This is a genomic window from Pseudomonas fulva (assembly GCF_023517795.1).
GTDB lineage: Bacteria > Pseudomonadota > Gammaproteobacteria > Pseudomonadales > Pseudomonadaceae > Aquipseudomonas > Aquipseudomonas fulva_D.
Map to the genome: position 1 here is coordinate 605,361 of NZ_CP082928.1, position 24,229 is coordinate 629,589.

The window sequence follows — 24,229 nt, forward strand, 5'->3', positions numbered from 1 at the left end:
TACTCATGCCTGAAAATAAAACTCTTTATTTTCAATAGCATAAGGATTTAATGGGCAGCAGACCGTCAATTGACTGACTGCAAGAGCGTTAATGCTCTGAGGGAACAGGTGGGCTGTAGCCCACCCTGAAAGATTTAGGACAGGCGAGTCAGTCGTCGCCCATCTCGTCTTCGCGACGGCTCATGCCGTACTTGCGCATCTTCTCGACCAGCGTGGTACGGCGGATGCGCAACCGCTCAGCAGCGCGAGCAACGACACCACCGGCATCATCAAGGGCCTGTTGAATGAGTCCCTGCTCGAGATTGCCAAGATAATCCTTGAGGTCCAGCCCCTCGGCCGGCAGCATCGCCGCCGACAACACGGATGGCGCCGACGAGGTCAGTACCGCACGCTCGTCCAGCTCATCACGCAGGCTAGCCGCCAGTTGCTCGTCTTCATCATCGACATGACGGAATTTCTTCGGTAGCTCGCCCACACCAATCACGCCGTAGGGATGCATGATCGCCATGCGCTCGACCAGGTTGGCCAACTCACGAACGTTGCCCGCCCAGTCATGGCGACAGAGCGACATGATGGCGGCCGAGTTGAAGCGGATGGAGCCACGCTTCTCGTGCTCCATGCGCGAGATCAGCTCGTTCATCAGCAGCGGGATATCTTCGATACGCTCACGCAGCGGCGCCATCTCGATGGGGAATACGTTGAGGCGGTAGTACAGATCCTCACGGAAGCTGCCGCTCTCGATCATGCTCTCGAGGTTCTTGTGGGTCGCGGCGATGATGCGCACGTCGGCGTTCTGGGTCTTGTTGCTGCCCACGCGCTCAAATGTGCGCTCCTGCAGAACCCGCAGCAGCTTGACCTGCATGGGCAACGGCATGTCGCCAATCTCGTCGAGGAACAGCGTGCCGCCGTTGGCCAGCTCGAAACGCCCGGCCCGGCTGGTAATTGCGCCGGTAAAAGCGCCCTTCTCATGCCCGAACAGCTCACTCTCCAGCAACTCAGCCGGGATGGCCCCACAGTTGACCGGCACGAACGGCGCTTCGCGGCGCTTGGAGTGATAGTGCAGATTGCGCGCGACCACTTCCTTGCCGGTGCCCGACTCGCCCAAAATCAGCACGCTGGCTTCGGTATCAGCCACCTGCTGCATCATCTGCCTGACATGCTGAATGGCGCGGCTGGTGCCTACCAGGCTGCGAAACAGATTGGGCTCGCGCTGCCGACCACGCTCACGCGCCTGGTCATACATCTCGCGATAGACCTGGGCACGGTGCAGAGAATCGAGGAGTTTGTTGTAGCTGGGCGGCATTTCCAGAGTCGCCAACACCCGCCGACGAAAATCGTCCGGCCAATCCGTGGTGGCATGCTCGTGCAGCATCAGCACCGGCAGGTTTTCGTCCCAAGCGGCAAACTGCTTGAGCAGATCCAACGCCCCGCCCTTGAGCTGCACCTCGCCAAGCAGGACGCCCAGGATGCTTCTGCTGGAGTCGATCTGCTCCGCGACGTCACGCCACTCACTGCTGCCGCAAGCGAGATGGTCTTCACCAAGGAAATTAAGAATTACTGAAAGGTCGCGACGACGTTCGAGGTTGTCGTCGATCAGCAGAAGCTTGGTTTCACGCCACATAGTTGTTCGGCCCAAAGAGAGAAAGCCACCAAGCGCTCTAGCGCCGGCATATAGCCAGCAGTAAAGTAAATTATTGGCGCTTAGTCAATTTTATGGCGTTAAAATTTTAAATCAGAACTAAATGGAGGGATTTTGCAAAAAGATCAATCCGAGCATGCAGAAAATAGCAATAGCAAGCTACGCCCTTAACCAAAAAGCTGATAGATCTTTGCGCCCTGCTTGGACTGGTTCAATTGGATTAATTCGAGCGCCAGACGCTCGCGCTCAGCCTTACAAGCACCGACCAGTTCCTTGTAAAGATCCAAAAGCTCCTGCATTCGCTCACGCAATACACCGTCATCGTCAGCGGCATCAACCATGGCATCGTCGACAGCCTGCCTGCATTGCAAATCCAGCTCCCCGATAGCTGCCCAATCTTGGGTGGCTAGAGCGTCACGCATGGCAGTACCAGTAGTCTGTAGGCGCAGAACGGATGTGTTCATTGAGAAATTCCCTATCACTATTCCGGGAAGTTAGGCGATAGCGTCCCAGCCGGACTTTACTTCTCGAAGCAAGCTAGCGACTTCATCCAATTTGGCCGGGTCATTAACGCGATTGCCCTCGAGCAAACGCATGATCATGTACTCGTAAAGCTTATCCAGGTTTGCGACCAAATCGCCCTCCACCTCTCGATCCAGCGCTTCTCGCAGACCACCGATGATCGCGATTGCCTTGCCCAGCAGCTCGCCCTTTTCAGAGAAAGCCCCGCGCTCAAGTGCGCCTCTCGCCTGGTAGATCCGATCAAGCCCACCCTGCATCAGCATTTGGATGAGACGATGCGGGCTAGCTTCGGTCACTTGAGCTTGGACGTCCACACGCTGGTATTGCTTCATTGCAGCCATAGATCTCACGAGGCACCTCCTCAGGCATCAAACCACTTACCTAATGTATCGGTAAGCGCTGCAAAACCTTGATGCCTTAAGCCATCATTTTTTGCTGTTACCAGAGGCCCACGGCATATTTTCGAGAGAAGAGGCCAAGCTGGAAGCCGTGTTGGACAATTGCGCATACATCATGTCCATGGCGTTGAACTGCTTGAACAAGCGAGTTTCCAGGGCCTGCATGCGTAGATTGAGCGACTCTTTCTGCTTATCGATACTGGTCAAGGTTGTCCGTAAAGCCTTGTCGCGCTGCTCGATCACGCCTCCTGTTTGCACGTATGGGTCGACCTTGTTCGACAACCGTGCAGCCAACCCCGAATCACCGGTAAAAAGAGAAGAAATGGACTCAAAATTGTCAGTCAACTGCTTGTCAAGCTTCGCGCTGTCAACCGCCAACGTCCCGTCTTTTTGGGTAGTGATGCCCAGATCGGCAAGTGAACGTACCCCGCCACTTCCTTCCGGTGCACTGACCAACTCGGCACGTACAGCACTAATAATCCCGCGAGCCATTGCATCACCGACCAAGCCTGCTGCTAAAGGTGCCTTGCCCTCGCCTACTGAAGTGACCTTGGTTTCAGCACTCATCACCCCCATCAACTTGTTATAGGCATCGACAAAATTTTGGATACTCGTCTTGACGCCACCCTTGTCTTGGGCAACACCGACTGTAATTGGCGCACCAGCTGTCGTCACCGTTTTTAAATTGAGAGTCAACCCTTCAATCGCGGAATCGACAGTATTGCTTTTGCTAACGACCTTAAGGCCATCAACGGTCAGCTCGGCACTCTTGGCACGGGTGATTATCCGAGCAGCAGACTCATCTGCAGCAACAGCGGGGTCGGGATCGTCAACAGCGGGAGCGGTGAAAGCCAACCTCGAAAGATTAACGCTGCCAGTCCCATCATCGGGTGCGGCAACGACTGATATATCCTCGCCCGCACCTGTGGTTGTGCTGCTCAACACCAGGCGTGCACCGGAGCTATCGTTGACGATCGTTGCGGAAACGCCTTTCTCGGCACCGGCTTTATTGATGGCATCACGAACGCCAGTCAGCGTATTGTTGCTGGAATCGATCGTGATAGCTGGCAAAGCGGTATTTCCGACCTTGATGGTAAGAGAGCCCTTACCGAAGGTGGCGTTACCGCTATCGGCGATTGAGGCCAGCGCAACTTTACTGCTACTCGCCAAGCTCTTGACTTCAACTTGGTAACTGCCTGCACCAGCCTTCAAACCAGCGGTAGCAGTCAAAACATCAGGTTTCGAAGAGGTCGCAGTTCGAGCCTGAAATAGTGCTGGACTGTTGATCAGTGCAAGTGCACTTTTAAATTCACTAAGAGCGCTTTTCACCGCACCTAAGGAGGTGATGGTCGTAGTGGATTTTTTCTCGAGGTTGTCAAGCTGGGTCTGCTTGGGGCTTCGCTCTGCCGCAACCAGGGTTTTCACGGTTTTGTCTATATCAATTCCGCTTCCACCGATACCTGTTATCCCAGCCATGATAGCCTCCGTCAAAAATATGCTACTTACGTGATACTAGCTTCCACAGTCAAGAATCGTGCCTTAAGCCTTAGCCTCGAACATCAAACTACGCACATCTTCCAGCCGGGCGGCCAGCTCAAGTACCTCTTTGGAAGGTATCTGCCTCACGACTTTGCCTGACTCGCCATCAATGACTTTCACTACCACGTCACCGGTCGAATCATCCACCGAAAAATTCAGATCCCGTTGAAGGTTCTGAATCTGAGAGTGGATTTCCACCACAGCAGAATCAACCTGGGATCGACTAGCCGTTGACTGGCCATCCTGATCGGCAGCTTGCGCAGAAACGGCAGATGCCCCGGAAGCCTTTTGACTGCCAGGGCTGGTCGTAGCTGAGGCTTGCACAAGCGTATTGCCCGCGACTTTGTTGATATCCATGATTCACCTCGTATCAATGGATAAAGGAGGGGCTAGCCCCTCCTTTATTTACTTCTCCGTAACGACTCGCGTTACTGCAGGAGGCTGAGCACAGACTGCGGCAGCTGCTTGGCCTGGGCCAGGATCGCAGTACCGGCTTGCTGCAGCACCTGGTTTTTGGCCAGCGTGGCGGTTTCGGCAGCGAAGTCAGTATCCTTGATGCGGCTACGGGCAGCTTCGGCGTTCTCCGAAATGCTCTGCAGGTTGGAGATGGTATTGTCGAAGCGGTTCTGTACGGCACCCAGATCCGAACGCTGCGAGTCGATAAACGCGATGGCGGCGTCGATCACATCGATAGCATTCTGCGCACCGTAAGCAGTACTTACATCAACATCGCTAATTTTTGACAATGTGCCTGCAGACTCTCCTGTTACCTTAGCTACAGCAGTGCCAGTTAATGAATAAGCTGCAGATGAGCTCAGTTTAACGGCACCTGTTGCAATAGCACCCGTTGCAACTGCAGCGATGTCCTGAGCAGCGGAAAGATCGCCCGCATTATCACCGTCAGAGTCTTCAGCTGATCGCGCCTGAAGCTTAATATCTGCAGCAACAAGTGCAGCAGGGGTAGCTGCATTGCTCATGCCGCTTGCGGTGAACTTCATAGAAGCACCGTCTGCAGAACTAATTTCAAGCGTACCGTTGCCATTTACTTTTGCACTAATACCGGCACCACTCGCATTGACAGCACTAACAACCTGCTCAGCACTAGTTAGTCCTTTTAGGTCAATAGTGGAGTCGACTTTAGTATTATCAGATTTAGATAGCTCAATTTTCAGATCGAACGTGCCTACGTTACCAGACAATGTGAGCACGGCATCAGTACGAGCAGAGGCCTTAACTGGCGATCCTGCGGCATTGATTTTCTTCACAACTTCAGAGGCTGTGTCAGTCACAACCATATCCTGAGCTTTGAACTCTTTACCATTGGCGGAGATGGTCATTGTACCATTTGGCTGATAATTGGTAGCCGTAGCACCGAGTACTGCGGTACCAAGAACACTGCCGCTCTTATCAGATGTGAATGCACCAATCTTGTTAGAGCTGGCATTACCAATTGTCACATCGATAGTTTCGTTCGAATTCGCACCAACCTGGAAGGCAGTAGCGCCGAACGAGCCGTCCAGCAGCTTACGACCACCGAAGGTGGTGGTTTCGGCGATACGACTCAATTCGTTTTGCAGCGCGCCAACTTCTTTTTGCAGCGCGGAGCGGTCAACCGAGTCGTTACTGCCGTTGGCAGCCTGCAGGGACAGATCACGCATACGCTGCAGGATGTTGGTGGACTGCTGCAGAGCGCCTTCAGCGGTCTGAGCCAGGGAGATGCCGTCGTTGGCGTTACGCACCGCAACGTTCAGGCCGCTGATCTGGCTGGTCAGGCGGTTAGAGATTTGCAGGCCTGCTGCGTCATCCTTGGCGCTATTGATGCGGCTACCGGTAGACAGGCGCTGCATGGAGGTTGCCAGGGAGTTGGACGAAGACTGCAGGTTACGCTGGGTGTTCAGCGACGCGATGTTGGTATTTACAGTAAGTGCCATGATTGCATGCCTCCAAGGGGCGGGTACTAAAGGTAGCCGGGTGGTGCGAGCGCTTGGGCCATCGCCTTGCTCAGGCACCCAGTTACTTCGCATTCGTAGTCTTTATCGGCGTATTCGGTGGAAGCTTTAGGGCCCTGCTAATTTTTTTTGCAAGCCCTTTTCAACTCGTGCCGCCTGCAGGCATTGGGTAGCTGACTGCACCTGCTAGAAAGGATATCGACCGGATTGCGAAGGCCTGAAGGGCTACCAATGATCAGCGATTACCTCTGGCAGAGATAAACGCCAGCGGCTGCAAACTCCCAGCCCAACAACGTTTGGCTAAAAAAGCAAAGCCTGATCAGCACATGCAAAACTCACCGCGACGTGTGCGCCGAGCTGGCACGCCTCACAAGTCGAACGCAAGGCGGAAGCGTTAAAGCTTATTGAACAGGTTCAAGCCGCTGATTTTTACGTAGCTTTGCTGCGCCGCTTCGAGAATCAATGTCTGGAACGCCAAGCGCGGCATCGCCTCCGCATAGTCAAGCTCGCGCAGCTCTGCCTGGGTCGACTTGTTGACCAAGGTAACGTCATCGTTATCGGCTTTTGCGCTATCAATGATGTTCAATCTGGCACCGATATCCCCGCGTGCGCTGTCCACATTGATACTGGCGTTCGACAAATTCGTCAGGGCCTGCGCGACTGCATCGCGAACCACGAAATTGCCCTCAGGTGTGGATGGTTCGCCTTCCAACGCCTTGCGCAAATTGGCAATGGAGTCCAGCACACCTTGCTTCTGGGCATTTTGATCCGCGGTGATCTGAATACGCTCGCCGCCAACTGGTGTGCCGTTGAAGTTGACTACAACACCTCGGAAAACCAGCTTGTCAGTGCTCTCCGCACGGCCGTCCACTGCACCGTCACCTAACTCGGCTCCGGTTTGGGCATCGTAGATTTTATAGCTATTGGGATCGGTATCACTGAAGACGATATCTATCCCTGCGTCAGGGAACTTGGGGTTACCTGCGAAGGCAACTTCATCCTGAACGAGAGGGGTCGATGTCCTGAGGGTTGACCCTGCAGGCGTTGTGTATGGCACGGGCGGCGTACCAACTGTAGTTGGCACCGCGGCCTGCAGGCGGCCTGCATTGATGATGTTCTGGAAAACCTTCTTGCCGTTATCGCTAATGGGAACGCTGAGGGAGCTTGCAATCTCGACCTTGCGCTGCCCCTCATCACCCTCATAGCTATAACTGCCATCCGCATTGCGAACGAACGGTTCCGACTTGCCTTGGAAGCCTGAAAACAGGTACTCACCACGGGCATTCTTGCTGTTCATTAGCCCTAGAAGCTCATCCTCGCGCTCGCGCAACTCTGCAGCAATCGACTTGCGGTCGTCGGCACTAAGCGAGCCACCGCCAGCACGTACGGCGAGCTCTTGCACCCGCTGTAATACCGTATTGACCGAGTTAAGCGTTACGTCTTCCTGAGTCAGGCTGTTCTGCGCGGCCGTCAGATTGTCCTTGTACTGTGTCAGTACATTCTGCTGCTGCTCGAGTTGCAGCAGGCGCACCGATGCCACCGGGTCATCGGCCGGAGTGAGGATTCGATTGCCGGTGCTGATCTGTTCCTGAGTGCGAATGGCATTGGCGTAGTTGCGCTGCAGGCCTTGAACGCCGTTGTTGAACGCCTGGAGAGTGGAAATACGCATAACTGCCTCGCCTTGTCTGGCGGCCCGGGATCTACCGGTACCGCACCCCTTTGGGGATTTCTACCATTTAGCCATTGCTGATGGTCAGAACGAAATGATCGTTAACTCGTTTGCCCGATCTTGCTATGCATCGAGCTGGATGCAGCTGCACCATCAAACTGAATGCCCCTATCGGAATGCTCCAATCAGGGTATCGAACAAAGAGCGCGCAACTTGAATAACCTGAGCCGAAGCGTTGTAGTACTGCTCGAACTTGATCAGATTGGCTGCCTCTTCGTCCAGGTTGACCGCCGAGAGTGAGTCACGGTTGTCCTGAGCTTGCTTGAGGATAGCCCCGGTGGCGTCGTTATCCTGGCGAGCCTGGGCGGTCAGCGTGCCGACACGCTCGATCAGGTCGCCATAGCTGTCGGTAAAGCTGGAGCCGGTGGCGATACCGGTAACACTGGGATCCACGCCCACCACTTGTTTGTTTTGCAGGCCCACCAATGCCAAGGCGTTGCGGTTATCGGAGACGCCGTTCAAGTTGAATGCAATGTTGAAGCGATCACCATCTTGTGGACGGCCGCTAACACTCATATTGATAACAATGCCACCAGGCATACTCAGTTGGTAATTATTCTGCTGACCAGGCTCGAATTGTGGCGTAGGTGCGGGGATGATCGGCTGCCCCTTGCTGTCAACGCGCGTCAACGTCGCACCTGCTGGCAACTCGAAACTGTTTGAAGCGGCATCGTATGTCAATGCAACCGGTGGCGTAACAGGAAAGGCTGTTGCCAAGGCCGACGGATTGATGTCACTGCCAGTAGTCTGCAGCGTTGGCTGAGTGATTACGCCATTACCGCGGTTCTGCAGATTGGCCTCAGAGCGAATCGGCGCGGCGAAGGCCAATTGGTCGGCCTGGTCTAGAACTGTGGACATGGTCGACGCGCCAATACGCGTCGGCTGCAGCACAAAGAAATCGTCCTTTGCAGGCGCCGGTGAACCTATGACTACTTGGAAACCCTGATCACGCCCAGCGCTATCTTGGAAACTTAGGGTACCAGCCGGATTCTGAGTCACTGTCATCGGCTGGTTGTCACTCAAGCGGCGCGCCGAGTAGTTGGTGCCGTCGAACTCCAACCGATAATCACTGGTGGTCAATACCGAGCTGTTGGTGATGTTTAGCACTGGCGCTGCGTTACTGCTATTGGTGGACGCAGGCAGCACGCGCAAACGAGCCAGCGCCTCCTCGTTGAAGTCACCAAAGAGCTTGGTACCGACCTGCCCCTTGAGATCCAAGCCCTGCCCCAACTGGCTGTTGACCTGATCACTGATCGACAGTGCGAGGCGACCCAGAGAGTTGAAGGTCTTGTCCAGCACGTCTTCGCGATAACGCAAGATGCCTCCCAACTCCCCGCCTGTAACCTGGGTGGTTATGGTTTGCCGAGCCGAGCCAACGATGAATTGGATCTCTGAGCGATTCGGGTCGTTAGTACCCGGTACCACCTCTAAACGAGCTGCGTTACTACCGATTACTAACGGCTGGCCAGAACCGATAAAAACGTTCTGTGAGCCGTCGTTCTGCGCCACGACATTGACGCCTACAAAGGTCGAAAGTTGACGCACCGTTTCTTCGCGCGCATCCAACAGATCATTAGGCTGACTGCCATTGGCCTGGGCGATGGAAATTGACTCGTTGAGGCTGGCAATGGAACCAGCCAATCGGTTGATCTGCTCGGTAACGGCACCCATCTGCTTGTTGGCGAAGCTGTTCTGTTCATTCAGGCGGTCGTAGACGGTATTGAACCGCCGACTCAGGCCTTCAGCCTCAGAAAGCACCAGCTGCCGTGCAGGCAGGTTCGAGGGATCCTCGGCGGCCGTCTGCAATGCTGAGAAGAATTTCTGCAGGGACGGCGTAATGCCCGTAGTCGTGCCGGCCAGCAACGAATCCAGTTGGTCAATCTGGCTCTTATATGCCTTTACATCACTGTTCAACGACGTGCTGCTACGCAGCTGGGTGGTGAGAAACTCACTGTAACTACGGCGAATGTCTACCAGCGTGGTGCCACTGCCGATATAGCCGGCACCGCTGAATTGCGGCGTGCGCGTTGCCTGGATGGTGTCCTGCCGCGAGAACCCTGGGGTATTGATATTGGTGATGTTATGCCCGGTCACCGACAGCGAGGTCTTGTTTGCCGCCAGGCCCGACAGGCCAATATTCAGTAGGTCAGCCATGCTTCATCATCCCCGATTCGAGGGCGCGCCGTTGGCGGCGATCATCTGGTAAGTCGACAGCTTGCGGGCGATCTGCGAAACCTTGCGGGCGTACTGCGGATCGGTGGCATAGCCGGCTTTCTGCAATTCGCGGGCGAACTGCTCGGGGTTGGCGGTGGAGCTCAGCGCCTTTTCGTACCGCCCGTTGCTCTGCAGGAAGCTCACGTAATCCTCGAAGCTGTGGGCGAAGGATTCGTAGGAGCGAAACGAGGCCGCCTCCTTCACCGGTTTGCCGTTCTGGTATTCGGTGGTCATCACCCGGGCGGAATCGCCGCCCCAGGTGTTGTGGGTCTTGATGCCGAACAGGTTGTAGCTGCTGCTGCCATCGCCCTGCTTGATGATCGACTTGCCCCAGCCGGTTTCCAGCGCCGCCTGGGCGACCAGGTAGGTGGGATCGACGCCCAGCTGGGCCGCGGCCTTCTCGGCCATCGGCAACATGGTTTCCATGAATTCCTTGGCCGACTTGAACGTCGTGCGGCTGGCGATCTCCTCGCTGCCATTGATGTTCAGGCGGCGTTCGGCCGGTGCGGCGTAGGCCTTGGCCGGCAACCAGTCGCCCTTGGCCAGCGGCTTGCCAACGGCGTCTCCGGCCGGCGTATTGGCCACTGTAGTGGCCGTGGGCGACTCGGCGCCCGGCACGATGCCGGCCTGGATGCGCTGGGCCAGTTTGCCTGGCAACGACAGTCGGCGCTGATTGATCAGCGTCATGTCGTTGCGCTCGGGATCTGCCGCCGCGCCGATCTTCTCGACCCGCGCCGGCGCCCCGTCGGCAGCGGCTTCGCTGCGTGCCAGCGGCTTGCTCGGCGCCGCCGGCACGGGCGCGTCGACCTGGGCGAACGGGTTGGGCCGGTCGCTGACGTTCTTCATCTTCGACATCTGTCGCGCCATCACGTCGGCCAGACCGATACCGTTCTTGTTGCCGGCCATGGTCACCGACAACTGCTGGTCGTACATGTCCTGGTAGGTCTTGGCCTCGTTGCTGTTCATGAAGTTGCCTTCACCGAACACTTCGTTGGCCGAACGCATGGTCTTGAGCATTTCATTGAGGAACAGCGACTCGAACTCCTTCGCAACCTTGCGAATGTTCTCCTCATTGTCGCCACCCACCTTGAACTGGCTGAGGCGATTGAGATCGGTGTAGGCACCGCTGTCGACGGTGCTGGTGCCGGCGGCCGAGAGTCGAGTATCCATGTCGCGTGTCCTTTAAATCACGATCAGGTCGGCCTGCAGGGCGCCGGCTTGCTTGAGCGCCTCCAGGATGGCCATCAGGTCGGAAGGCGCAGCGCCCACCTGGTTCACTGCCCGCACGATTTCGTCGAGGGTGGTACCCGGGCCGAACTTGAACATCGGCTTCTGTTCTTCGTCCGCACCGACGCGCGAACGCGGCACCACGGCGGTTTCGCCGCCGGACAGCGCGCCCGGCTGGCTGACGATCGGGTCTTCGGTGATGGTCACCGTCAGGCTGCCGTGGGTCACGGCGGCAGGCTGCACCCGCACGTTCTGGCCGATGACGATGGTGCCGGTACGCGAGTTGATGATCACCTTGGCCACCGCCTGGCCGACGTCGACCTCGAGGTTTTCCAGAATCGACAGATAGTCGACGCGCTGGCTCGGATCGAGCGGCGCGCTGACGCGGATCGAGCCGCCATCCAGCGCCTGGGCCACACCCGGGCCGAGCAGCTCGTTGATGTGATCGACGATGTTCTTGGCGGTGGTGAAATCCGGGCGGTTGAGGTTCAGGGTCAGGGTGTTGCCCTGATCGAAGCCGCTCGGCACCGGACGCTCGACCGTTGCACCGCCGGGGATACGACCGGCCGACGGCACGTTGACGGTGATGCGCGAACCATCGGCACCGCTGGCGTCGAAGCCGCCCACCACCAGGTTGCCCTGGGCGATGGCGTAGGTGTTGCCGTCGATCCCCTTGAGCGGCGTCATCAGCAGGCTGCCACCGCGCAGGCTCTTGGCATTGCCGATCGAGGAAATGGTCACGTCGATGGTCTGGCCAGGCTTGGCGAACGCCGGCAGGTCGGCGTGGATGGACACCGCCGCGACGTTCTTCAGCTGCACGTTGCCGCCCTCCGGCACCTTGATGCCGAACTGCGCCATCATGTTGTTGAAGGTCTGCACGGTGAACGGGGTCTGGGTGGTCTGGTCGCCGCTGCCATTGAGGCCCACGACCAGGCCGTAGCCGATCAACTGGTTGGTGCGCACGCCCTGGATGCTGGCCAGGTCCTTGAGCCGCTCGGCTTGAGCGGTCGAGGCCAGCAACAGCGCAGCGACGGTGATGATCCATTTACGCATGATCATTTACCCTCAGAACGGCCACAGCGGGCTGACGAAGAAGCGATCTAGCCACCCCGGCTGGCTGGCATCGGCGAAGGCGCCGGTACCGGAGTAGGTGATGCGCGCATCGGCGATACGGGTCGAGGCCACGGTGTTGTCGCGAGCCACGTCGTCGGAGCGCACCAGGCCGGCGATACGTACCAGCTCGTCGCCGGTGTTGAGGGTCATCCACTTCTCGCCGCGCACCACCAGCAGGCCGTTGGGCAGCACTTCGGCCACTGTCACGGTGATCGAGCCGGTCAGGCTGTTGCTCTGCCCGGCCTGGCCGGAGCCGCTGGTGTCACGCTGGGCACCATACTGGGCGCTGAGCCCCAGGTTCTCGGCCTTCAACGGGTTGAGACCGGAGCTGGGGTTGTCGATCGACACACCGCCACCGAACAGGGAGGTCAGGCCGATATTGGCATTGCTGTCCTTGGACAGCTGCGAGCTGGCGTTCTTGCTGGCCTGCATCCGCTCGCTGAGGCTGATGGTGATCACGTCACCCACGCGAAAGGCCTTGCGATCGCCGTACAGGTTGTTTTCGAACCCTGACTGGAAGATCGAGCCATTGTTCTGCGCTGCCGGCAGCGGTGTGCGCGGCAGTACAGGTGCGTAGTACGGATCGTTGGGCTTGGCAGCAGGCGCCACGCAGCCACTCAGCACTACGCTGCCGAGAATCGAGAACACACACACCAAGCGGTTCATAACCACTACCTCACAGCGTTCAGGCGTATCAGGGGGCGGGCTGCTGCCCTACCCCGGGGTCTTAAAGGTTCTGGGTAACGAAGGACAGCATCTGGTCGGCGGTGGAGATGACCTTGGAGTTCATCTCGTAGGCACGCTGGGTGGTGATCATGTTGACCATCTCCTCGACCACGCTGACGTTGGAGTTTTCCAGGGTGTTCTGCAGGGTCGTGCCCAGGCCGTTGAGGCCGGGCGTACCGACCTGGGGCGCACCGCTGGAGGCGGTCTCCAGGAACAGGTTGTTGCCGATCGCTTCCAGGCCCGCCGGGTTGATGAAGTCGGCGATCTGCAGGTTGCCGACGATCTGCGGCTGCGGGTTGCCGGTGGTGGTGACCGAGGCGGTGCCGTCCTCGCCGACGGTAAAGGTGCGCACTTCCGGCGGCAGCACGATGGCGGGCTCCAGGGCGAAACCCTGGGAGGTGACCACCTGGCCGTTGGAGTTCAGGTGGAAGCTGCCATCACGGGTGTAGGACACCGTGCCATCGGGCATCAGCACCTGGAAGAAGCCACGACCATTGACCGCCATGTCCATCGGTTGCTCGGTGGTCTGCAGGCTGCCGGCGGTGAAGATCTTTTGCGTGCCGTTGATGCGCACACCGGTACCCAGCTGCAGGCCGGACGGCAATTGGCTGTCCTGGCTGGACTGCCCGCCTGGCTGGCGACGGATCTGGTACAGCAGGTCCTCGAACTCGGCGCGGTCGCGCTTGAAGCCCGTGGTGGACACGTTGGCCAGGTTGTTGGAAATGGTCGTCAGGTTCATGTCCTGAGCGGACAGGCCGGTCTTGCTGACCCAAAGTGCCGGAAGCATAGCATTTCTCCTCGGGCGCCGGATTCATGGCGCCGCGCGTTGGTTATCAGCTCATTTGCAAGACACGCGCCATGGCGGTGTCATTATCTTCTGCCGTGCGCATCATCTTGACGGACAGCTCGAACTGCCGGGACAGCGCCAGGATCGAGGTCATCTCCTCGACCGCATTGACGTTGCTCGACTCCAGAAAGCCCGAGGTGATCTGCACCGTGGCGTCGGCTTCCGGCGGCTGCGGGCCGTTGAAGCGGATCAGCCCGTCGGTGCCTTTCTGCATCTGCTTGAGGTCAGGATTGACCAGTCGCAGCCGGTCGACCTCGGCCAGCACCCTGGGCGCTTCGCCGAGGGCGCGGATACTGATGGTGCCGTCCTGGCCGATCTCGATCTTCTGCTCGGGCGGCACGGCGATGGGACCGGCATTGCCCATCACCGGCATGCCATTGCCGGTGCGCAGCATGCCCTGGGCATCCACGTTCAGGCTCGCGGTGCGCACGTAGGCCTCGGTGCCGTCGGGGGCCTGCACCGCCAGCCAGCCCTTGCCGCCGATGGCGACGTCCAGATCGCGCCCGGTTTCCTGCAGCGAGCCCGGCGTGAAGTCGGTCCCCGGTCGCTCGCTCATGGCGAATACGCGCGACGGCTGGGTCTCACCGAAAATCGGCATGGAACGGGCCTGCTCGAAATCACGGCGAAAACCGGTGGTGGAGATGTTCGCCAGATTGTTGGCGTGGGCACGCTGGGCCAAGGTGTTGTTATGGGCACCAGTCATGGAGACGTACAGCATCTTGTCCATGTTTCCTCCGAGGTGGGCGACGCGCCCGCGACTCTGACCACACCTCAAAAGCAATACACATGCCACATTCCAAAAGTAATTCTAACCCATTGAATTTAAATGATTTTAATAAAATAAAAAGGCTCCCGAAGGAGCCTGTAATTTGTCGCTCGGCGAGCCGTTGCCGGTTCCGGCAACGACTCCCTGACGCTATCAACGCAGGTTGATGATGGTCTGCGTGATGGCGCTCTCGGTTTCGATGGTCTTGGCGTTGGCCTGGTAGTTGCGCTGCGCCACGATCAGGTTGACCAGCTGGTCGGACAGCTCGACGTTGGAGTCCTCCAGCGCGCCCGACTGCAGGCTGCCCAGGGTGCCGCTTCGCGGCGTGCCGATCACCGGCTCGCCGGATTCCGAGGACTGCACCCACGCGGTCTTGCCCACCGGCGTCAAACCCTGCATGTTGGCGAAATTGGCCAGCACCAGCTGGCCCTGCACCTTGGTCTGACCATTGGTGTAGCGGGCGAAAAGAACGCCGGTCTCGTCGATCTCGAGCCCCGCCAATTCGCCGGTGCTGTAGCCGTCCTGCACGACCTTGGCCACCGAGAAGGTGCTGTTGTACTGCGAGGAGCCACGGAAATCGAACTTCACCTCGGCACTGGCTTCGGAACCGTTGGCAGCCCAGGTGGTGCCTTCGGCATTGGTGGGCGCTGCCGGAATCCAGCCATTCATGCTGATGGAACCGTCCGGATTGACGCTGAGCCCGGTGCTCAGGCCGGCCGGATTGACGGCCTGCAGCTTGCCGGCAGCGTCGAAGCTGATGCTGGCGGAAAGCGGCTGGGTATTGGCCGGATTCAGCGGGTTACGGCCGTCGACCAGAATCTTGACGTCCCAATTGTTCGCCCCGGTCTTCACGAAATACTGAGTGAAGGAATGCGCATTGCCCTGGGCGTCATAGATGTTCACCGATGTGGAACGGTTGTAACTGGTCGGGTCCGCCGGGTTGAAGGTCGCATTGGCCGCTGCCTGAGCCGCTGCAATTTCGGCCGCAGTCGGGTTGGCGGGATCGGCGGCGTTGGCAATCTCCCGGTCATAGGCACTCTGCCTCAGGACCGGCACGCTCTCGGTCGAGTTCAGGTTGAACGGCTGAGTGATGGTGCTCGTCGAGCGCGGCGCCTGGCTGGCGGTTTCCACCTTCAGGTTGCCGATGATGCCGTTCTGCAGGTTGCCGTTGGCGTCCACGCCGTAGCCCTGCAGGTTGTGCCCGAAGTTGTTGACGATGAAACCTTCACGGTCGGTGCCGAAATAACCGGCACGGGTGTAGCTGATGTCACCGTTGTTACTGGTACGGAAGAAGCCACTGCCATTGATGGCCAGATCCAGCGAGTTCTTCGTGTAGTTGATGTTGCCCTGGCTGAACAGCTGGGATACATCGCTGAGCAGCACGCCACTGCCGATCGGATTGGAGCCGCTGCTGAGCATCGACGAGGCGTACAGGTCGGCAAACTCGGCACGTGACTGCTTGAAGCCGGCGGTGCCGGCGTTGGCGATGTTGTTACCCGTCACATTGAGGTCACTGGTCGCAGCGCGCAGGCCACTCAGACCGATATTGAACGACATGAAAATTCTCCTTGCCGAATACCCGGCAGTTACAGCCTGTTAATTACTGACCAATGACCTGCACCTGCGACAACGGCACATTGCCGATCCCCGCCAGGTTGAGCATCAATTCATTGCCACCCAGGGTGACGCTGTCGACGTTGGCCGGCAGCAAGGTATAGAGCCCCTTGGTTTCGTTGCCGTACGTGGCCTGGGCCTCGAACTTGTAGGTGCCCGGCTTCATCACGTTGCCGCTCGAATCCTTGCCGTCCCAGATGAAGCTCACGTTGCCGGCCTGCTGCTCGCCGAGGTTGATACGACTGACCACCGCGCCGGAGCTGTCGTAGACGTTGACGTACACGTTGCTGCTGCTGGTCGGCAGCACCGCGCTGGCCTTGAAACTCTCGCTGGTATCGACGACAGCCTTGTCGACCGGCACGATCACCTTGCGCCCGACCAGCGAGGAAGCCTGCAGCGCCTGGGACGACTGATAGCCGGAGAGGATGGTCTCCATGCTCGAATTGAGCTTCTCGACCCCCTCCACGGTACTGAACTGCGCCAGTTGCGCGATGAACTCGCCGTTGCCCTGGGGCTCCAGCGGGTTCTGGTTGTTCAACTGGGCCACCAGCAGGTTGAGGAACTGGTCCTTGCCCAGCTCCTTGTTCTGCGTGCTGTCCTGCTTGACCTGGTATTTGTCCAGTACGGAACTGGCGCCTACGCCATCAACGGTGCTCATCGCTCACTCCCGGCTCACTGACCCAAGGTCAGAACGCGCTGCATCATCTGCTTGGCGGTATTCATCATTTCCACGTTGGTCTGGAAGGCACGGCTGGCGGAGATCATGTCCGCCATCTCCTCGACCACGTTGACGTTGGGGTAATACACGTAGCCGGCCTCGTCCGCCGCCGGATGATTGGGCTCGTAGCGCGGCATCAGGCTGCTCTGATCCTCGACGATGCCCAGCACCTGCACGCCGGCACCGGACTGATCCTGATCGGCGAACAGCGAGCCGTTGGTGCCACCCTGCGCGTTCTGAAAAACAGTGGCGAACACCGGATGGCGTGCGCGATAGGTCTGGTCGATGCTCGACGAGACGGTTTCGGCGTTGGCAATGTTGCTGGAGATGGTATTGAGGCGGGTGCTCTGGGCACTCATACCGGTTCCGGCGATATTGAACACACTGGTCAGGGACATGTCAGGCTCCTTTATTCACCACGCAGGGCGCTCATGAGCCCTTTGAATTTACTATTGAGCAGCGTGAAGCTGGTCTGGAAGGCCACCGCGTTCTCGGCGTAATTGGCCTGCTCGACCTGGGCATCGACGGTGTTCTGGTCGATGGAGGGTGCGGTAGGCGTGCGATACGCCAGGGCCGCGTCGCCCATTGGCACGCCTTCTGCTGCAATATGCCGACTGTTGGTGGTCTGCAGCCCTGCACTGCCACTGCCGCTGCCCTTGGCTGCCTGCTGCGCCAGCACCGAGGCGAAATCCAGGTCGCGTGCCTTGTAGTTGGGGGTGTCGGCGTTGGCCATGTTGTTGGCCAGTACCTCGGCCCGCTGGGCACGGAAGCCCAGGGCCTTCTCGTGGATGCCAAGTGCCTTGTCGAAACTGATGCTCATCTCAGGGACCTTTGCCGTAGCGGCTCGCCTGTTCTCGTGCAAAGACCACAGCAAGGCACGTGCCAATTTATTTTTCTGCTTATAAATCAGCTAGATCACTGGAAAACAGAAGGCTTAGAAGGTCCAGGCGGCAAAGCTTTTCCGCCGTTTGGCAAGGCTGCAGCGGCAATATCGACGGCAATTTGCCGCTTTTCTGACGCCGCGACGACAGAACATCGTCGGTGGCCTGGACGGAAAAAACAAACGGGAGGCCATGGCCTCCCGTTTGTTTTCAGGGTGCGGCAATCACTTTGCCTTGTAGATGATGCCTGGGCTGCATTGCACCATCTGGTACTTCTCGGGCAACCCGTTGAGCGCCTCGGATGCGCCGAGAAACAGGTAACCACCAGGTTTGAGCATGGCGTGGATGCGCGTGAGGATGTCCTTCTTCACTTCCGCCGAGAAGTAGATCAGCACGTTGCGGCAGAACACGATATCGAACTTGCCAAGGCTGGCATAACTATCGAGCAGGTTCAGCGGTCGGAATTCCACGCGGCTCTTGATGGCCGGCTTCACCACCCAGCGCCCCGGCCCCTTGGGGTCGAAATAGCGTTGCAGGCGCTCCTGGGCCAGGCCGCGACCCATGGCCAGGCTGTCATATTCGCCGGACTTGCAGTTGTTCAGCATGGTGGGCGACAAGTCGGTGGCCACGATCTGGATGCCCGCCTTGAGCTGGCCGATATTGCTGCGCTCGAACTCATCGATGCTCATCGACAGCGAGTAAGGCTCCTGCCCCGACGAACAGGCGGCCGACCAGATACGCAGGCGCTGCCCCGGGTAGGCCTTGAGCAGCTCGGGCAATACGCGATTCTTCAGCACTTCGAAGGGATAGGTGTCGCGAAACCACAGGGTCTCGTTGGTGGTCATGGCATCGACCACCTGCTCGCGCAAGCCACTGCGTGGCTGGTTCTGCATGCGCTGTACCAGCTCGCCCAGGGTCTTGATGCCGTTGCTTTCCATCAGCTTGTTGAGCCGACTGGAAACCAGGTATTGCTTGTTGCTGCCCAGCACGATGCCACAGGCTTTTTCCAGAAAGATCCGGAATTGCTCGAAATCCAAATTACCTGAAGACACTCGTGAGGCCTCGTCCATCTGTTGAATCGGATACGGCGAACGCTCCCAGGAGCGCTCGCCGGTTTGGCTGCGATACCCACAGCCTTGTTGACGCGGTGACGATCAGCCAGCCTTGATGCGTTCGACCACCCGGGAAGCCAGATCATCCGGGCGGAATTTCGCCAGGAAATCGTCGGCCCCCACTTTCTTCACCATGGCCTGGTTGAACACGCCGGACAGCGAAGTATGCAGCAGAATGTGCAGCTTCTGCATGCGCGGGTCGGTCCGGATGGCCGCGGTCAGGGTGTAGCCGTCCATCTCCGGCATCTCGATATCGGAAATGATCATCAGCAATTCCTGCTCCGGCGACTTGCCCTCCTCGACCATCGCGCGCAGAAACTCGAGGGCCTGGCGACCGTCGTTAAGCGCCGTGACCTCCACGCCGACGGTTTGCAGGCAACGCATCACCTGCTTGCGAGCGACCGAGGAGTCATCGACGATCAGCACGTGCTGGCTGACGGCCTTGGTCTGCACTTCGGCGTCGACCACGCCTGCCGAGATCACTTCGGACGTGGGCGCCACTTCGGCGAGAATCTTCTCGACGTCGATGATCTCGACCAGCTTGTCGTCGAGCCGGGTGACCGCGGTCAGGTAGTGATCGCGCCCGGTGCCCTTGGGTGGCGGGTGGATCTCTTCCCAGTTCATGTTGACGATGCGCTCAACCGAACGCACCAGGAAACCCTGCACCTTGGTGTTGTATTCGGTGATGATCACGAAGCTGCCGTTGATGTCACCCAGCGGACGCTTGCCCGTGGCGATCGACAGATCCAGGATCGGAATCGTACCGCCGCGGATATTGGCCACGCCTCGAACCACCGGGCTCGACTTGGGCATGATGGTGAGTTTCGGGCACTGCAACACCTCCTTCACCTTGAAGACGTTGATCCCGTACAGCTGAGAGCCGTCGAGACGAAACAGCAGCAGTTCCAGGCGATTTTGCCCAACCAGCTGAGTTCGCTGGTTGACCGAATCCATCACACCGGCCATGTACGGGGCTCCCAAGATTCCAGTAACACATCAGATTTGGTTAGCGTAGCAGGCGGCACGCGCCTTGCTTCGAACCAGACATGAATGCACAAATGACAATTATCCGACGCGCGATGGCCAAGAGCCTTCGTTGCCTGGCAGTTTTACCTGCTTTGCTGGCGCTCGGCTATAGCACACTGACGACTGCCTCCGTCACCCTGCCCGATCAGCTTATCGGCGAGACCCAGCGCTTTCTTGAGCAGGCAGTTGCAGACTATTTGCAACGCAGCAATATTCAGGCGCGCCACGAGGTGCAGATCAACCGCCTCGACCCACGGCTACGCCTGCCCCTGTGCGATCAAGCGCTGACGATCACCCTGGAAACCCCGGCCGAACCGGTTGGCCGGGTGACGTCGCGGGTGCGCTGCGACGGAACCTCACCCTGGACCGTGTTCGTTCCCGGCCAGGTGCGTCTTTATCGCGAGGTGGTCACCGTGGTACGCCCGGTCAAGCGCGAAGGCGTACTCGGTGAAGGCGACCTGACCCTCGCCGAGCGCGACGTCGGCCTGCTCAACCAGGGCTACATGATCGACCTGGACCAGGCGCTTGGCCGCAAGACCACCCGCCCGCTGCAACCCGACCAGGTGCTGTCGCCCACCTTCATTCGCCAGGCGGAGGTCATCCGCCGTGGCGATCAGGTGGTGATCAGCGCACGCAGCGGCGGCATCAACGTGCGCATGCCCGGCGAAGCGCTTTCCGACGGGGCCGTGGGCAAGCAGATCAGCGTACGCAACCAGCGCTCGCAACGCGTGGTGCGCGCCCGCGTGATCGGCCCCGGGCAGGTAGAAGTAGCGATGTGAGAACGGCTTGACCAACGGACTGGCTGACGAGCGGCCAAGGCTGTTTTAGACTGTGCAGGCGACGCGATTTTTTTGCCTAAAGTTTTTCCGGGCACAGCCGACACACTAGGCAAGCGTCCACACACCGTTAGAGGTTTTGCATCATGGTCATCGACTTCAACCGACTCAACAGCTCCACGCCAGCCAGCACTACCCGTGCAGGCAGCACCCAGGGCGGCAAGAACGAAGCCATCGACAACAAGGCCGCCGGCAGCACCGCCGCGGCTCAGCCGACCACTGCCGGCAGCAAGAGCGGCGAGTCCGTTCAGCTGAGCAGCGAAGCACAACAGTTGCAGAAAACCGTCGACAAGCTGCGTGACCAGCCTGCCGTCGATAGCGATCGAGTGGCCAGGCTGAAACAGGCCGTGGCCGACGGTAGCTACCAGGTCGACAGCCAGCGCGTCGCCAGCAAGCTGCTCAATTTCGAATCCCAGCGCTAGTCTTCGGCTCGCCTGGGGTGTTGGACGCCCGGAAACTGTCTTGATGCCAGTCCGCTGCCACAGCAGACGCGCGCCTGAAGGTTTCACCCCAGAGAGCCCGAACCATGAACATCACGCCCCTGCTCGACCTGTTCAACGAGGATATCGGCCACGCAGCGCAACTGCTTGAGCTGATCGACGCCGAATACCATTCCCTGGGTGAACATGACCTGAGCAAGTTGCAGGACATTCTCGCCAGCAAGCAGCCGTTGCTGGCCACCCTCGAGCAACACGGCAGAAGCCGCACCCAAACCCTGCTCAACCTGCAGTTGAGTCCTGACCGCTCGGGCTTGCAGGCGCTAGCCGAACGCTCGGACAAGGGCGACGAACTGATCCAGGCCAGTGAGCAGTTGAGCGAGTTGCTCGAGCGCTGCCAGGAAGCCAACCTGCGCAACGGCCGGATCATTCGCTCCAGCCAGAAATCCACGGCCAGCATGCTCGGCATCCTGCGCGGCGCGGAAACGCCGTCGCTCTATGACAGCAGCGGCAGTACCGCTAAGATCGGCAACAAACGCCCGCTCAGCCAGGCCTGACATAACGACAAGATGCGCGGTGATGCACCCGCTGCCTCACCTAACGCAGCAGTACCTTGCCCCGGAGATCACTGGACCGTGTCCAACCCCTTCGCTCAGGACTGTGGCCCGCAACCTCCCAAGGTGCTCAAGGCGCCGGTGGAAATCGTTGCCAACCTACGTCTCCTGCAACAACATCATGACCCGCTGACCCTGACGTTTCACGAGCGCAACCAGCGCTTCCAGAGCTATGTCATCGACATCGACCGCGAGCGCAACCTGCTGATTCTCGATGAGATGATTCCCACTGATGGCGAACGCTACCTGCAAAATGGCGAAGCCTTCAGCGTCGAGTCGCTGCACGACGGCGTACGCATCGCCTGGGAATGCCCGACGGGCATGCGCACGGGTGAGCACGAGGGGGAACGCTGCTACGTCGGCGCCATTCCCACCGAGGTGCATTACCACCAGCGACGCAACGCCTTTCGTGCCGCGCTCAAGCAATCGGAACAGGTCAAGGTACAACTGGGCGGAACGCGGCTGCGCAATCCGCTCGAAGGCCTGATGCTGGACATCTCCGCCTCGGGCTGCAAGATTCGGCTACCTGGCGACGCCAGCAAGCAGTTGCAACCTGGGCAGATCTACGAGGTGTTCAGCGCACAACTGCCCGTCGGCAAGCTGGAGACGGCCATCGAGCTGCGCCATACCCGCTATGACGACAAGCTTGACGTCACCTTCGCCGGCCTGCATTTCGACAACCTGAGTGGCCTGCAGCAGCGCCTGATCGAACGTTTCGTCTACCAGTTGCAGCGCGAGGCACGCCGCTTCGAGAGCGACACCTTTCTCTAGGGTCCGTTGGCGTTGCAACGCGAGGCGGCGTTTCTCGCCGGCTCACCTGGCCTGCCACACTTCGCGGCTCGTGCCTTGTCTCGCGGCAAAACGGGCTCCGGCGCGGGCAGGCGTGAAACCCCAACAGCCCCCAGCCCACCCGCGTCAGGCCTGCGGCGTGGGGGAAGGTTGCGGCTCATCGCGCTGGGTTGTGGCGCCTTCCGGTTCGCTTGCCACGGGCTCCTGCATCTGCTCCTGCACCACCTGCTCGTCGACCCGTGGATCCAGTGCCGCCACCAACGGCGATGCGGTCATGTTCACCGGCATGGCCACGTGTTGCAGCGGCGCATCGTCGACCTGATGCAGGTGAGTGACGATATTCGAGCGCACCCGCCAGACCAGGAACAGCCCGCACAGGCAGAAGAACGCATACAGCATGTTGGCGCCGAAAAAGCGCATCAGCACACCGACCAGCAGCGGGCCGATGCAGGCGCCGACCCCGAAGGTGACCAGCAACATGGCGGTCAGCGATACCCGCCGGTCCGTCTCGACGTGGTCGTTGGCGAACGCCACGGCCAGTGGGTACAGGCTGAACTGCAGCATGCTGACGATGAAACCCACCGAAATCAGCAGTAACAGGGGCGCCTCGGTCAGGATCGCCAGTGGCAACGCCACCAACAGCAATGCGCCGGCCATGCCGCGTATCAGCTTGACCCTGTCGAAGCGGTCAGACAGCCAGCCCAGCGGCGCCTGCACCACCAGCCCGGCGAGGATGCAGCAGCCCATGAAGATACCGATCTGTTCGGTGGCCAGCCCCATCTCGGCGGCGTAAAGCGGCGCCAGGCCATAGAAGGAGCCGATCATCAGGCCGGCAACGCCGATGGTGGTAAGCGACAGCGGAACGCGGCGCAAGAAGAAGCGCATCTCCAGCGGCGCGGGGCGCAGCGGCGCCGGGTGCAGGCGCCGGGTCAACGCCACGGGCACCAGGCACAGGGCGAACGACAGTGCCACCAGCATCAGCAGCTCCAGCCCCAGGGTCGGATGCACCACCAGCACCAGTTGGCCGAGCACCAGTCCCAGGTAGGACGCGGCCATGTAGCCGGCGAATACCAGGCCACGCTGCTTGGTTTCCGCCTGCTCGTTGAGCCAGCTTTCGATCACCATGTACTGACACATCATGCCCAGGCCGACCAGCACACGCAGCACCAGCCACGCCGGCAGCCAGTCGAGCAGGCCGTGACCGAGCACTGCCGCCGTCACCACGCCGGCGCAGGCCACGTAGGCGCGGATATGGCCCACGCGGGCGATCAGCCGGTGACCGATCTTGCCGCCCAGCACCAGGCCGAAATAGTTGGCCGCCATCAGTGCACCGGCCCATACGCCCTCGCCGGATTCGGCCAGGCGCAGCGCCAGGTAGGTACTCAGCAGGCCCGAGCCCAGCAGCATCAGGACGGTGGCGATGTAGAGGGAACTGAAGGATTTCCAGATCAGGCGCATTGGACTGCAACAACTCCTTGTACCGGCTTCTAGAGCAGGCCTATGTTCGACGGGCGACCAGGCAAGTCACCCTGC

At 59.4% G+C, this 24,229-nt stretch carries 24 protein-coding genes; 4 read left to right on the forward strand and 20 right to left on the reverse strand.

Annotated features, from left to right (window positions below; genetic code table 11):
• Window positions 1–148: 148 nt before the first annotated feature.
• The 19 genes from K8U54_RS02680 to K8U54_RS02770 all read right to left on the reverse strand — a co-directional run bounded on the left by K8U54_RS02680 (window position 149) and on the right by K8U54_RS02770 (window position 19,960).
• Window positions 149–1,621 (reverse strand): sigma-54 dependent transcriptional regulator, encoded by a 1,473-nt coding sequence (locus tag K8U54_RS02680; protein ID WP_249908753.1) that lies wholly within the window; start codon window positions 1,619–1,621, stop codon window positions 149–151.
• 185 nt (window positions 1,622–1,806) lie between these two features.
• Window positions 1,807–2,103: a flagellar protein FliT gene (gene fliT / locus K8U54_RS02685; RefSeq protein ID WP_249908754.1), complete on the reverse strand. Its 297-nt coding sequence runs from the start codon at window positions 2,101–2,103 to the stop codon at window positions 1,807–1,809.
• Window positions 2,104–2,133: 30 nt separating this feature from the next.
• Entirely contained in the window at window positions 2,134–2,511 is a 378-nt protein-coding gene (gene fliS, locus K8U54_RS02690) for a flagellar export chaperone FliS (RefSeq protein ID WP_249908755.1), read from the reverse strand.
• 75 nt (window positions 2,512–2,586) lie between these two features.
• Window positions 2,587–4,035: a flagellar filament capping protein FliD gene (gene fliD / locus K8U54_RS02695; RefSeq protein WP_249908756.1), complete on the reverse strand. Its 1,449-nt coding sequence runs from the start codon at window positions 4,033–4,035 to the stop codon at window positions 2,587–2,589.
• A gap of 63 nt (window positions 4,036–4,098) precedes the next feature.
• Entirely contained in the window at window positions 4,099–4,455 is a 357-nt protein-coding gene (locus K8U54_RS02700) for a flagellar protein FlaG (protein ID WP_249908757.1), read from the reverse strand.
• A gap of 71 nt (window positions 4,456–4,526) precedes the next feature.
• Window positions 4,527–6,029, reverse strand: a complete 1,503-nt coding sequence (locus K8U54_RS02705; RefSeq protein ID WP_249908758.1) for a flagellin — start codon at window positions 6,027–6,029, stop codon at window positions 4,527–4,529.
• Window positions 6,030–6,441: 412 nt separating this feature from the next.
• Window positions 6,442–7,716: a flagellar hook-associated protein FlgL gene (gene flgL, locus K8U54_RS02710; RefSeq protein WP_249908759.1), complete on the reverse strand. Its 1,275-nt coding sequence runs from the start codon at window positions 7,714–7,716 to the stop codon at window positions 6,442–6,444.
• Between the two features lie 168 nt (window positions 7,717–7,884).
• Window positions 7,885–9,930: a flagellar hook-associated protein FlgK gene (flgK, locus tag K8U54_RS02715; protein ID WP_249908760.1), complete on the reverse strand. Its 2,046-nt coding sequence runs from the start codon at window positions 9,928–9,930 to the stop codon at window positions 7,885–7,887.
• A 6-nt stretch (window positions 9,931–9,936) separates the two neighbouring features.
• On the reverse strand, window positions 9,937–11,160 hold the full coding sequence (gene flgJ, locus K8U54_RS02720; protein WP_249908761.1) for a flagellar assembly peptidoglycan hydrolase FlgJ: 1,224 nt from the start codon (window positions 11,158–11,160) through the stop codon (window positions 9,937–9,939).
• Between the two features lie 12 nt (window positions 11,161–11,172).
• Entirely contained in the window at window positions 11,173–12,270 is a 1,098-nt protein-coding gene (locus K8U54_RS02725) for a flagellar basal body P-ring protein FlgI (protein WP_249908762.1), read from the reverse strand.
• A gap of 12 nt (window positions 12,271–12,282) precedes the next feature.
• Window positions 12,283–12,996 (reverse strand): flagellar basal body L-ring protein FlgH, encoded by a 714-nt coding sequence (gene flgH, locus K8U54_RS02730; RefSeq protein WP_249908763.1) that lies wholly within the window; start codon window positions 12,994–12,996, stop codon window positions 12,283–12,285.
• Between the two features lie 61 nt (window positions 12,997–13,057).
• The gene (flgG, locus tag K8U54_RS02735) at window positions 13,058–13,843 is read right to left on the reverse strand and encodes a flagellar basal-body rod protein FlgG (RefSeq protein ID WP_249908764.1); all 786 of its coding nucleotides are present in this window, start codon (window positions 13,841–13,843) and stop codon (window positions 13,058–13,060) included.
• 46 nt (window positions 13,844–13,889) lie between these two features.
• Window positions 13,890–14,630 (reverse strand): flagellar basal body rod protein FlgF, encoded by a 741-nt coding sequence (locus K8U54_RS02740; protein WP_070886717.1) that lies wholly within the window; start codon window positions 14,628–14,630, stop codon window positions 13,890–13,892.
• A gap of 192 nt (window positions 14,631–14,822) precedes the next feature.
• Window positions 14,823–16,226: a flagellar hook protein FlgE gene (locus tag K8U54_RS02745; protein ID WP_249908765.1), complete on the reverse strand. Its 1,404-nt coding sequence runs from the start codon at window positions 16,224–16,226 to the stop codon at window positions 14,823–14,825.
• A gap of 43 nt (window positions 16,227–16,269) precedes the next feature.
• A complete protein-coding gene (flgD, locus tag K8U54_RS02750; RefSeq protein ID WP_249908766.1) occupies window positions 16,270–16,941 on the reverse strand; it encodes a flagellar hook assembly protein FlgD in 672 nt (223 codons plus the stop codon).
• 14 nt (window positions 16,942–16,955) lie between these two features.
• Window positions 16,956–17,399 carry a flagellar basal body rod protein FlgC gene (gene flgC, locus K8U54_RS02755; protein WP_027906146.1) on the reverse strand — a complete coding sequence of 148 codons (444 nt, stop codon included), beginning with the start codon at window positions 17,397–17,399 and terminating at the stop codon, window positions 16,956–16,958.
• An 11-nt stretch (window positions 17,400–17,410) separates the two neighbouring features.
• Complete coding sequence (flgB, locus tag K8U54_RS02760; RefSeq protein ID WP_249908767.1) at window positions 17,411–17,821, reverse strand: flagellar basal body rod protein FlgB; 411 nt, start codon at window positions 17,819–17,821, stop codon at window positions 17,411–17,413.
• A gap of 285 nt (window positions 17,822–18,106) precedes the next feature.
• Window positions 18,107–18,934, reverse strand: coding sequence for a protein-glutamate O-methyltransferase CheR (gene cheR / locus K8U54_RS02765; RefSeq protein WP_249908768.1), 828 nt, complete (start codon window positions 18,932–18,934; stop codon window positions 18,107–18,109).
• Between the two features lie 102 nt (window positions 18,935–19,036).
• The gene (locus tag K8U54_RS02770; protein ID WP_249908769.1) at window positions 19,037–19,960 is read right to left on the reverse strand and encodes a chemotaxis protein CheV; all 924 of its coding nucleotides are present in this window, start codon (window positions 19,958–19,960) and stop codon (window positions 19,037–19,039) included.
• 80 nt (window positions 19,961–20,040) lie between these two features.
• Between K8U54_RS02770 and flgA the strand changes: the two genes are divergently transcribed.
• From flgA to K8U54_RS02790, 4 genes are all read left to right on the forward strand, one after another.
• Complete coding sequence (flgA, locus tag K8U54_RS02775; RefSeq protein ID WP_249908770.1) at window positions 20,041–20,799, forward strand: flagellar basal body P-ring formation chaperone FlgA; 759 nt, start codon at window positions 20,041–20,043, stop codon at window positions 20,797–20,799.
• A 143-nt stretch (window positions 20,800–20,942) separates the two neighbouring features.
• Window positions 20,943–21,278: a flagellar biosynthesis anti-sigma factor FlgM gene (gene flgM / locus K8U54_RS02780; RefSeq protein WP_249908771.1), complete on the forward strand. Its 336-nt coding sequence runs from the start codon at window positions 20,943–20,945 to the stop codon at window positions 21,276–21,278.
• 104 nt (window positions 21,279–21,382) lie between these two features.
• Window positions 21,383–21,850, forward strand: coding sequence for a flagella synthesis protein FlgN (locus K8U54_RS02785; protein ID WP_249908772.1), 468 nt, complete (start codon window positions 21,383–21,385; stop codon window positions 21,848–21,850).
• A 78-nt stretch (window positions 21,851–21,928) separates the two neighbouring features.
• Window positions 21,929–22,678 (forward strand): flagellar brake protein, encoded by a 750-nt coding sequence (locus tag K8U54_RS02790; RefSeq protein ID WP_249908773.1) that lies wholly within the window; start codon window positions 21,929–21,931, stop codon window positions 22,676–22,678.
• A 144-nt stretch (window positions 22,679–22,822) separates the two neighbouring features.
• Here K8U54_RS02790 and K8U54_RS02795 read toward each other — a convergent pair whose 3' ends face one another.
• Window positions 22,823–24,154, reverse strand: a complete 1,332-nt coding sequence (locus K8U54_RS02795; protein ID WP_249908774.1) for an MFS transporter — start codon at window positions 24,152–24,154, stop codon at window positions 22,823–22,825.
• Window positions 24,155–24,229: the final 75 nt, after the last annotated feature.

Coding starts and splice junctions, on each gene's coding strand:
- K8U54_RS02680 (WP_249908753.1), bottom strand. CDS start 1,621: ATGTGGCGTGAAACCAAGCTTCTGCTGATCGACGACAACCTCGAACGT.
- flgC (WP_027906146.1), bottom strand. CDS start 17,399: ATGTCCCTGACCAGTGTGTTCAATATCGCCGGAACCGGTATGAGTGCC.
- K8U54_RS02785 (WP_249908772.1), top strand. CDS start 21,383: ATGAACATCACGCCCCTGCTCGACCTGTTCAACGAGGATATCGGCCAC.
- flgL (WP_249908759.1), bottom strand. CDS start 7,716: ATGCGTATTTCCACTCTCCAGGCGTTCAACAACGGCGTTCAAGGCCTG.
- fliT (WP_249908754.1), bottom strand. CDS start 2,103: ATGAACACATCCGTTCTGCGCCTACAGACTACTGGTACTGCCATGCGT.
- K8U54_RS02745 (WP_249908765.1), bottom strand. CDS start 16,226: ATGTCGTTCAATATCGGTCTGAGTGGCCTGCGCGCTGCGACCAGTGAC.
- K8U54_RS02700 (WP_249908757.1), bottom strand. CDS start 4,455: ATGGATATCAACAAAGTCGCGGGCAATACGCTTGTGCAAGCCTCAGCT.
- K8U54_RS02725 (WP_249908762.1), bottom strand. CDS start 12,270: ATGCGTAAATGGATCATCACCGTCGCTGCGCTGTTGCTGGCCTCGACC.
- flgM (WP_249908771.1), top strand. CDS start 20,943: ATGGTCATCGACTTCAACCGACTCAACAGCTCCACGCCAGCCAGCACT.
- flgB (WP_249908767.1), bottom strand. CDS start 17,821: ATGAGCATCAGTTTCGACAAGGCACTTGGCATCCACGAGAAGGCCCTG.
- flgD (WP_249908766.1), bottom strand. CDS start 16,941: ATGAGCACCGTTGATGGCGTAGGCGCCAGTTCCGTACTGGACAAATAC.
- K8U54_RS02795 (WP_249908774.1), bottom strand. CDS start 24,154: ATGCGCCTGATCTGGAAATCCTTCAGTTCCCTCTACATCGCCACCGTC.
- flgJ (WP_249908761.1), bottom strand. CDS start 11,160: ATGGATACTCGACTCTCGGCCGCCGGCACCAGCACCGTCGACAGCGGT.
- flgH (WP_249908763.1), bottom strand. CDS start 12,996: ATGAACCGCTTGGTGTGTGTGTTCTCGATTCTCGGCAGCGTAGTGCTG.
- flgA (WP_249908770.1), top strand. CDS start 20,041: ATGAATGCACAAATGACAATTATCCGACGCGCGATGGCCAAGAGCCTT.
- flgG (WP_249908764.1), bottom strand. CDS start 13,843: ATGCTTCCGGCACTTTGGGTCAGCAAGACCGGCCTGTCCGCTCAGGAC.
- flgK (WP_249908760.1), bottom strand. CDS start 9,930: ATGGCTGACCTACTGAATATTGGCCTGTCGGGCCTGGCGGCAAACAAG.
- fliD (WP_249908756.1), bottom strand. CDS start 4,035: ATGGCTGGGATAACAGGTATCGGTGGAAGCGGAATTGATATAGACAAA.
- K8U54_RS02770 (WP_249908769.1), bottom strand. CDS start 19,960: ATGGCCGGTGTGATGGATTCGGTCAACCAGCGAACTCAGCTGGTTGGG.
- K8U54_RS02740 (WP_070886717.1), bottom strand. CDS start 14,630: ATGGACAAGATGCTGTACGTCTCCATGACTGGTGCCCATAACAACACC.
- K8U54_RS02705 (WP_249908758.1), bottom strand. CDS start 6,029: ATGGCACTTACTGTAAATACCAACATCGCGTCGCTGAACACCCAGCGT.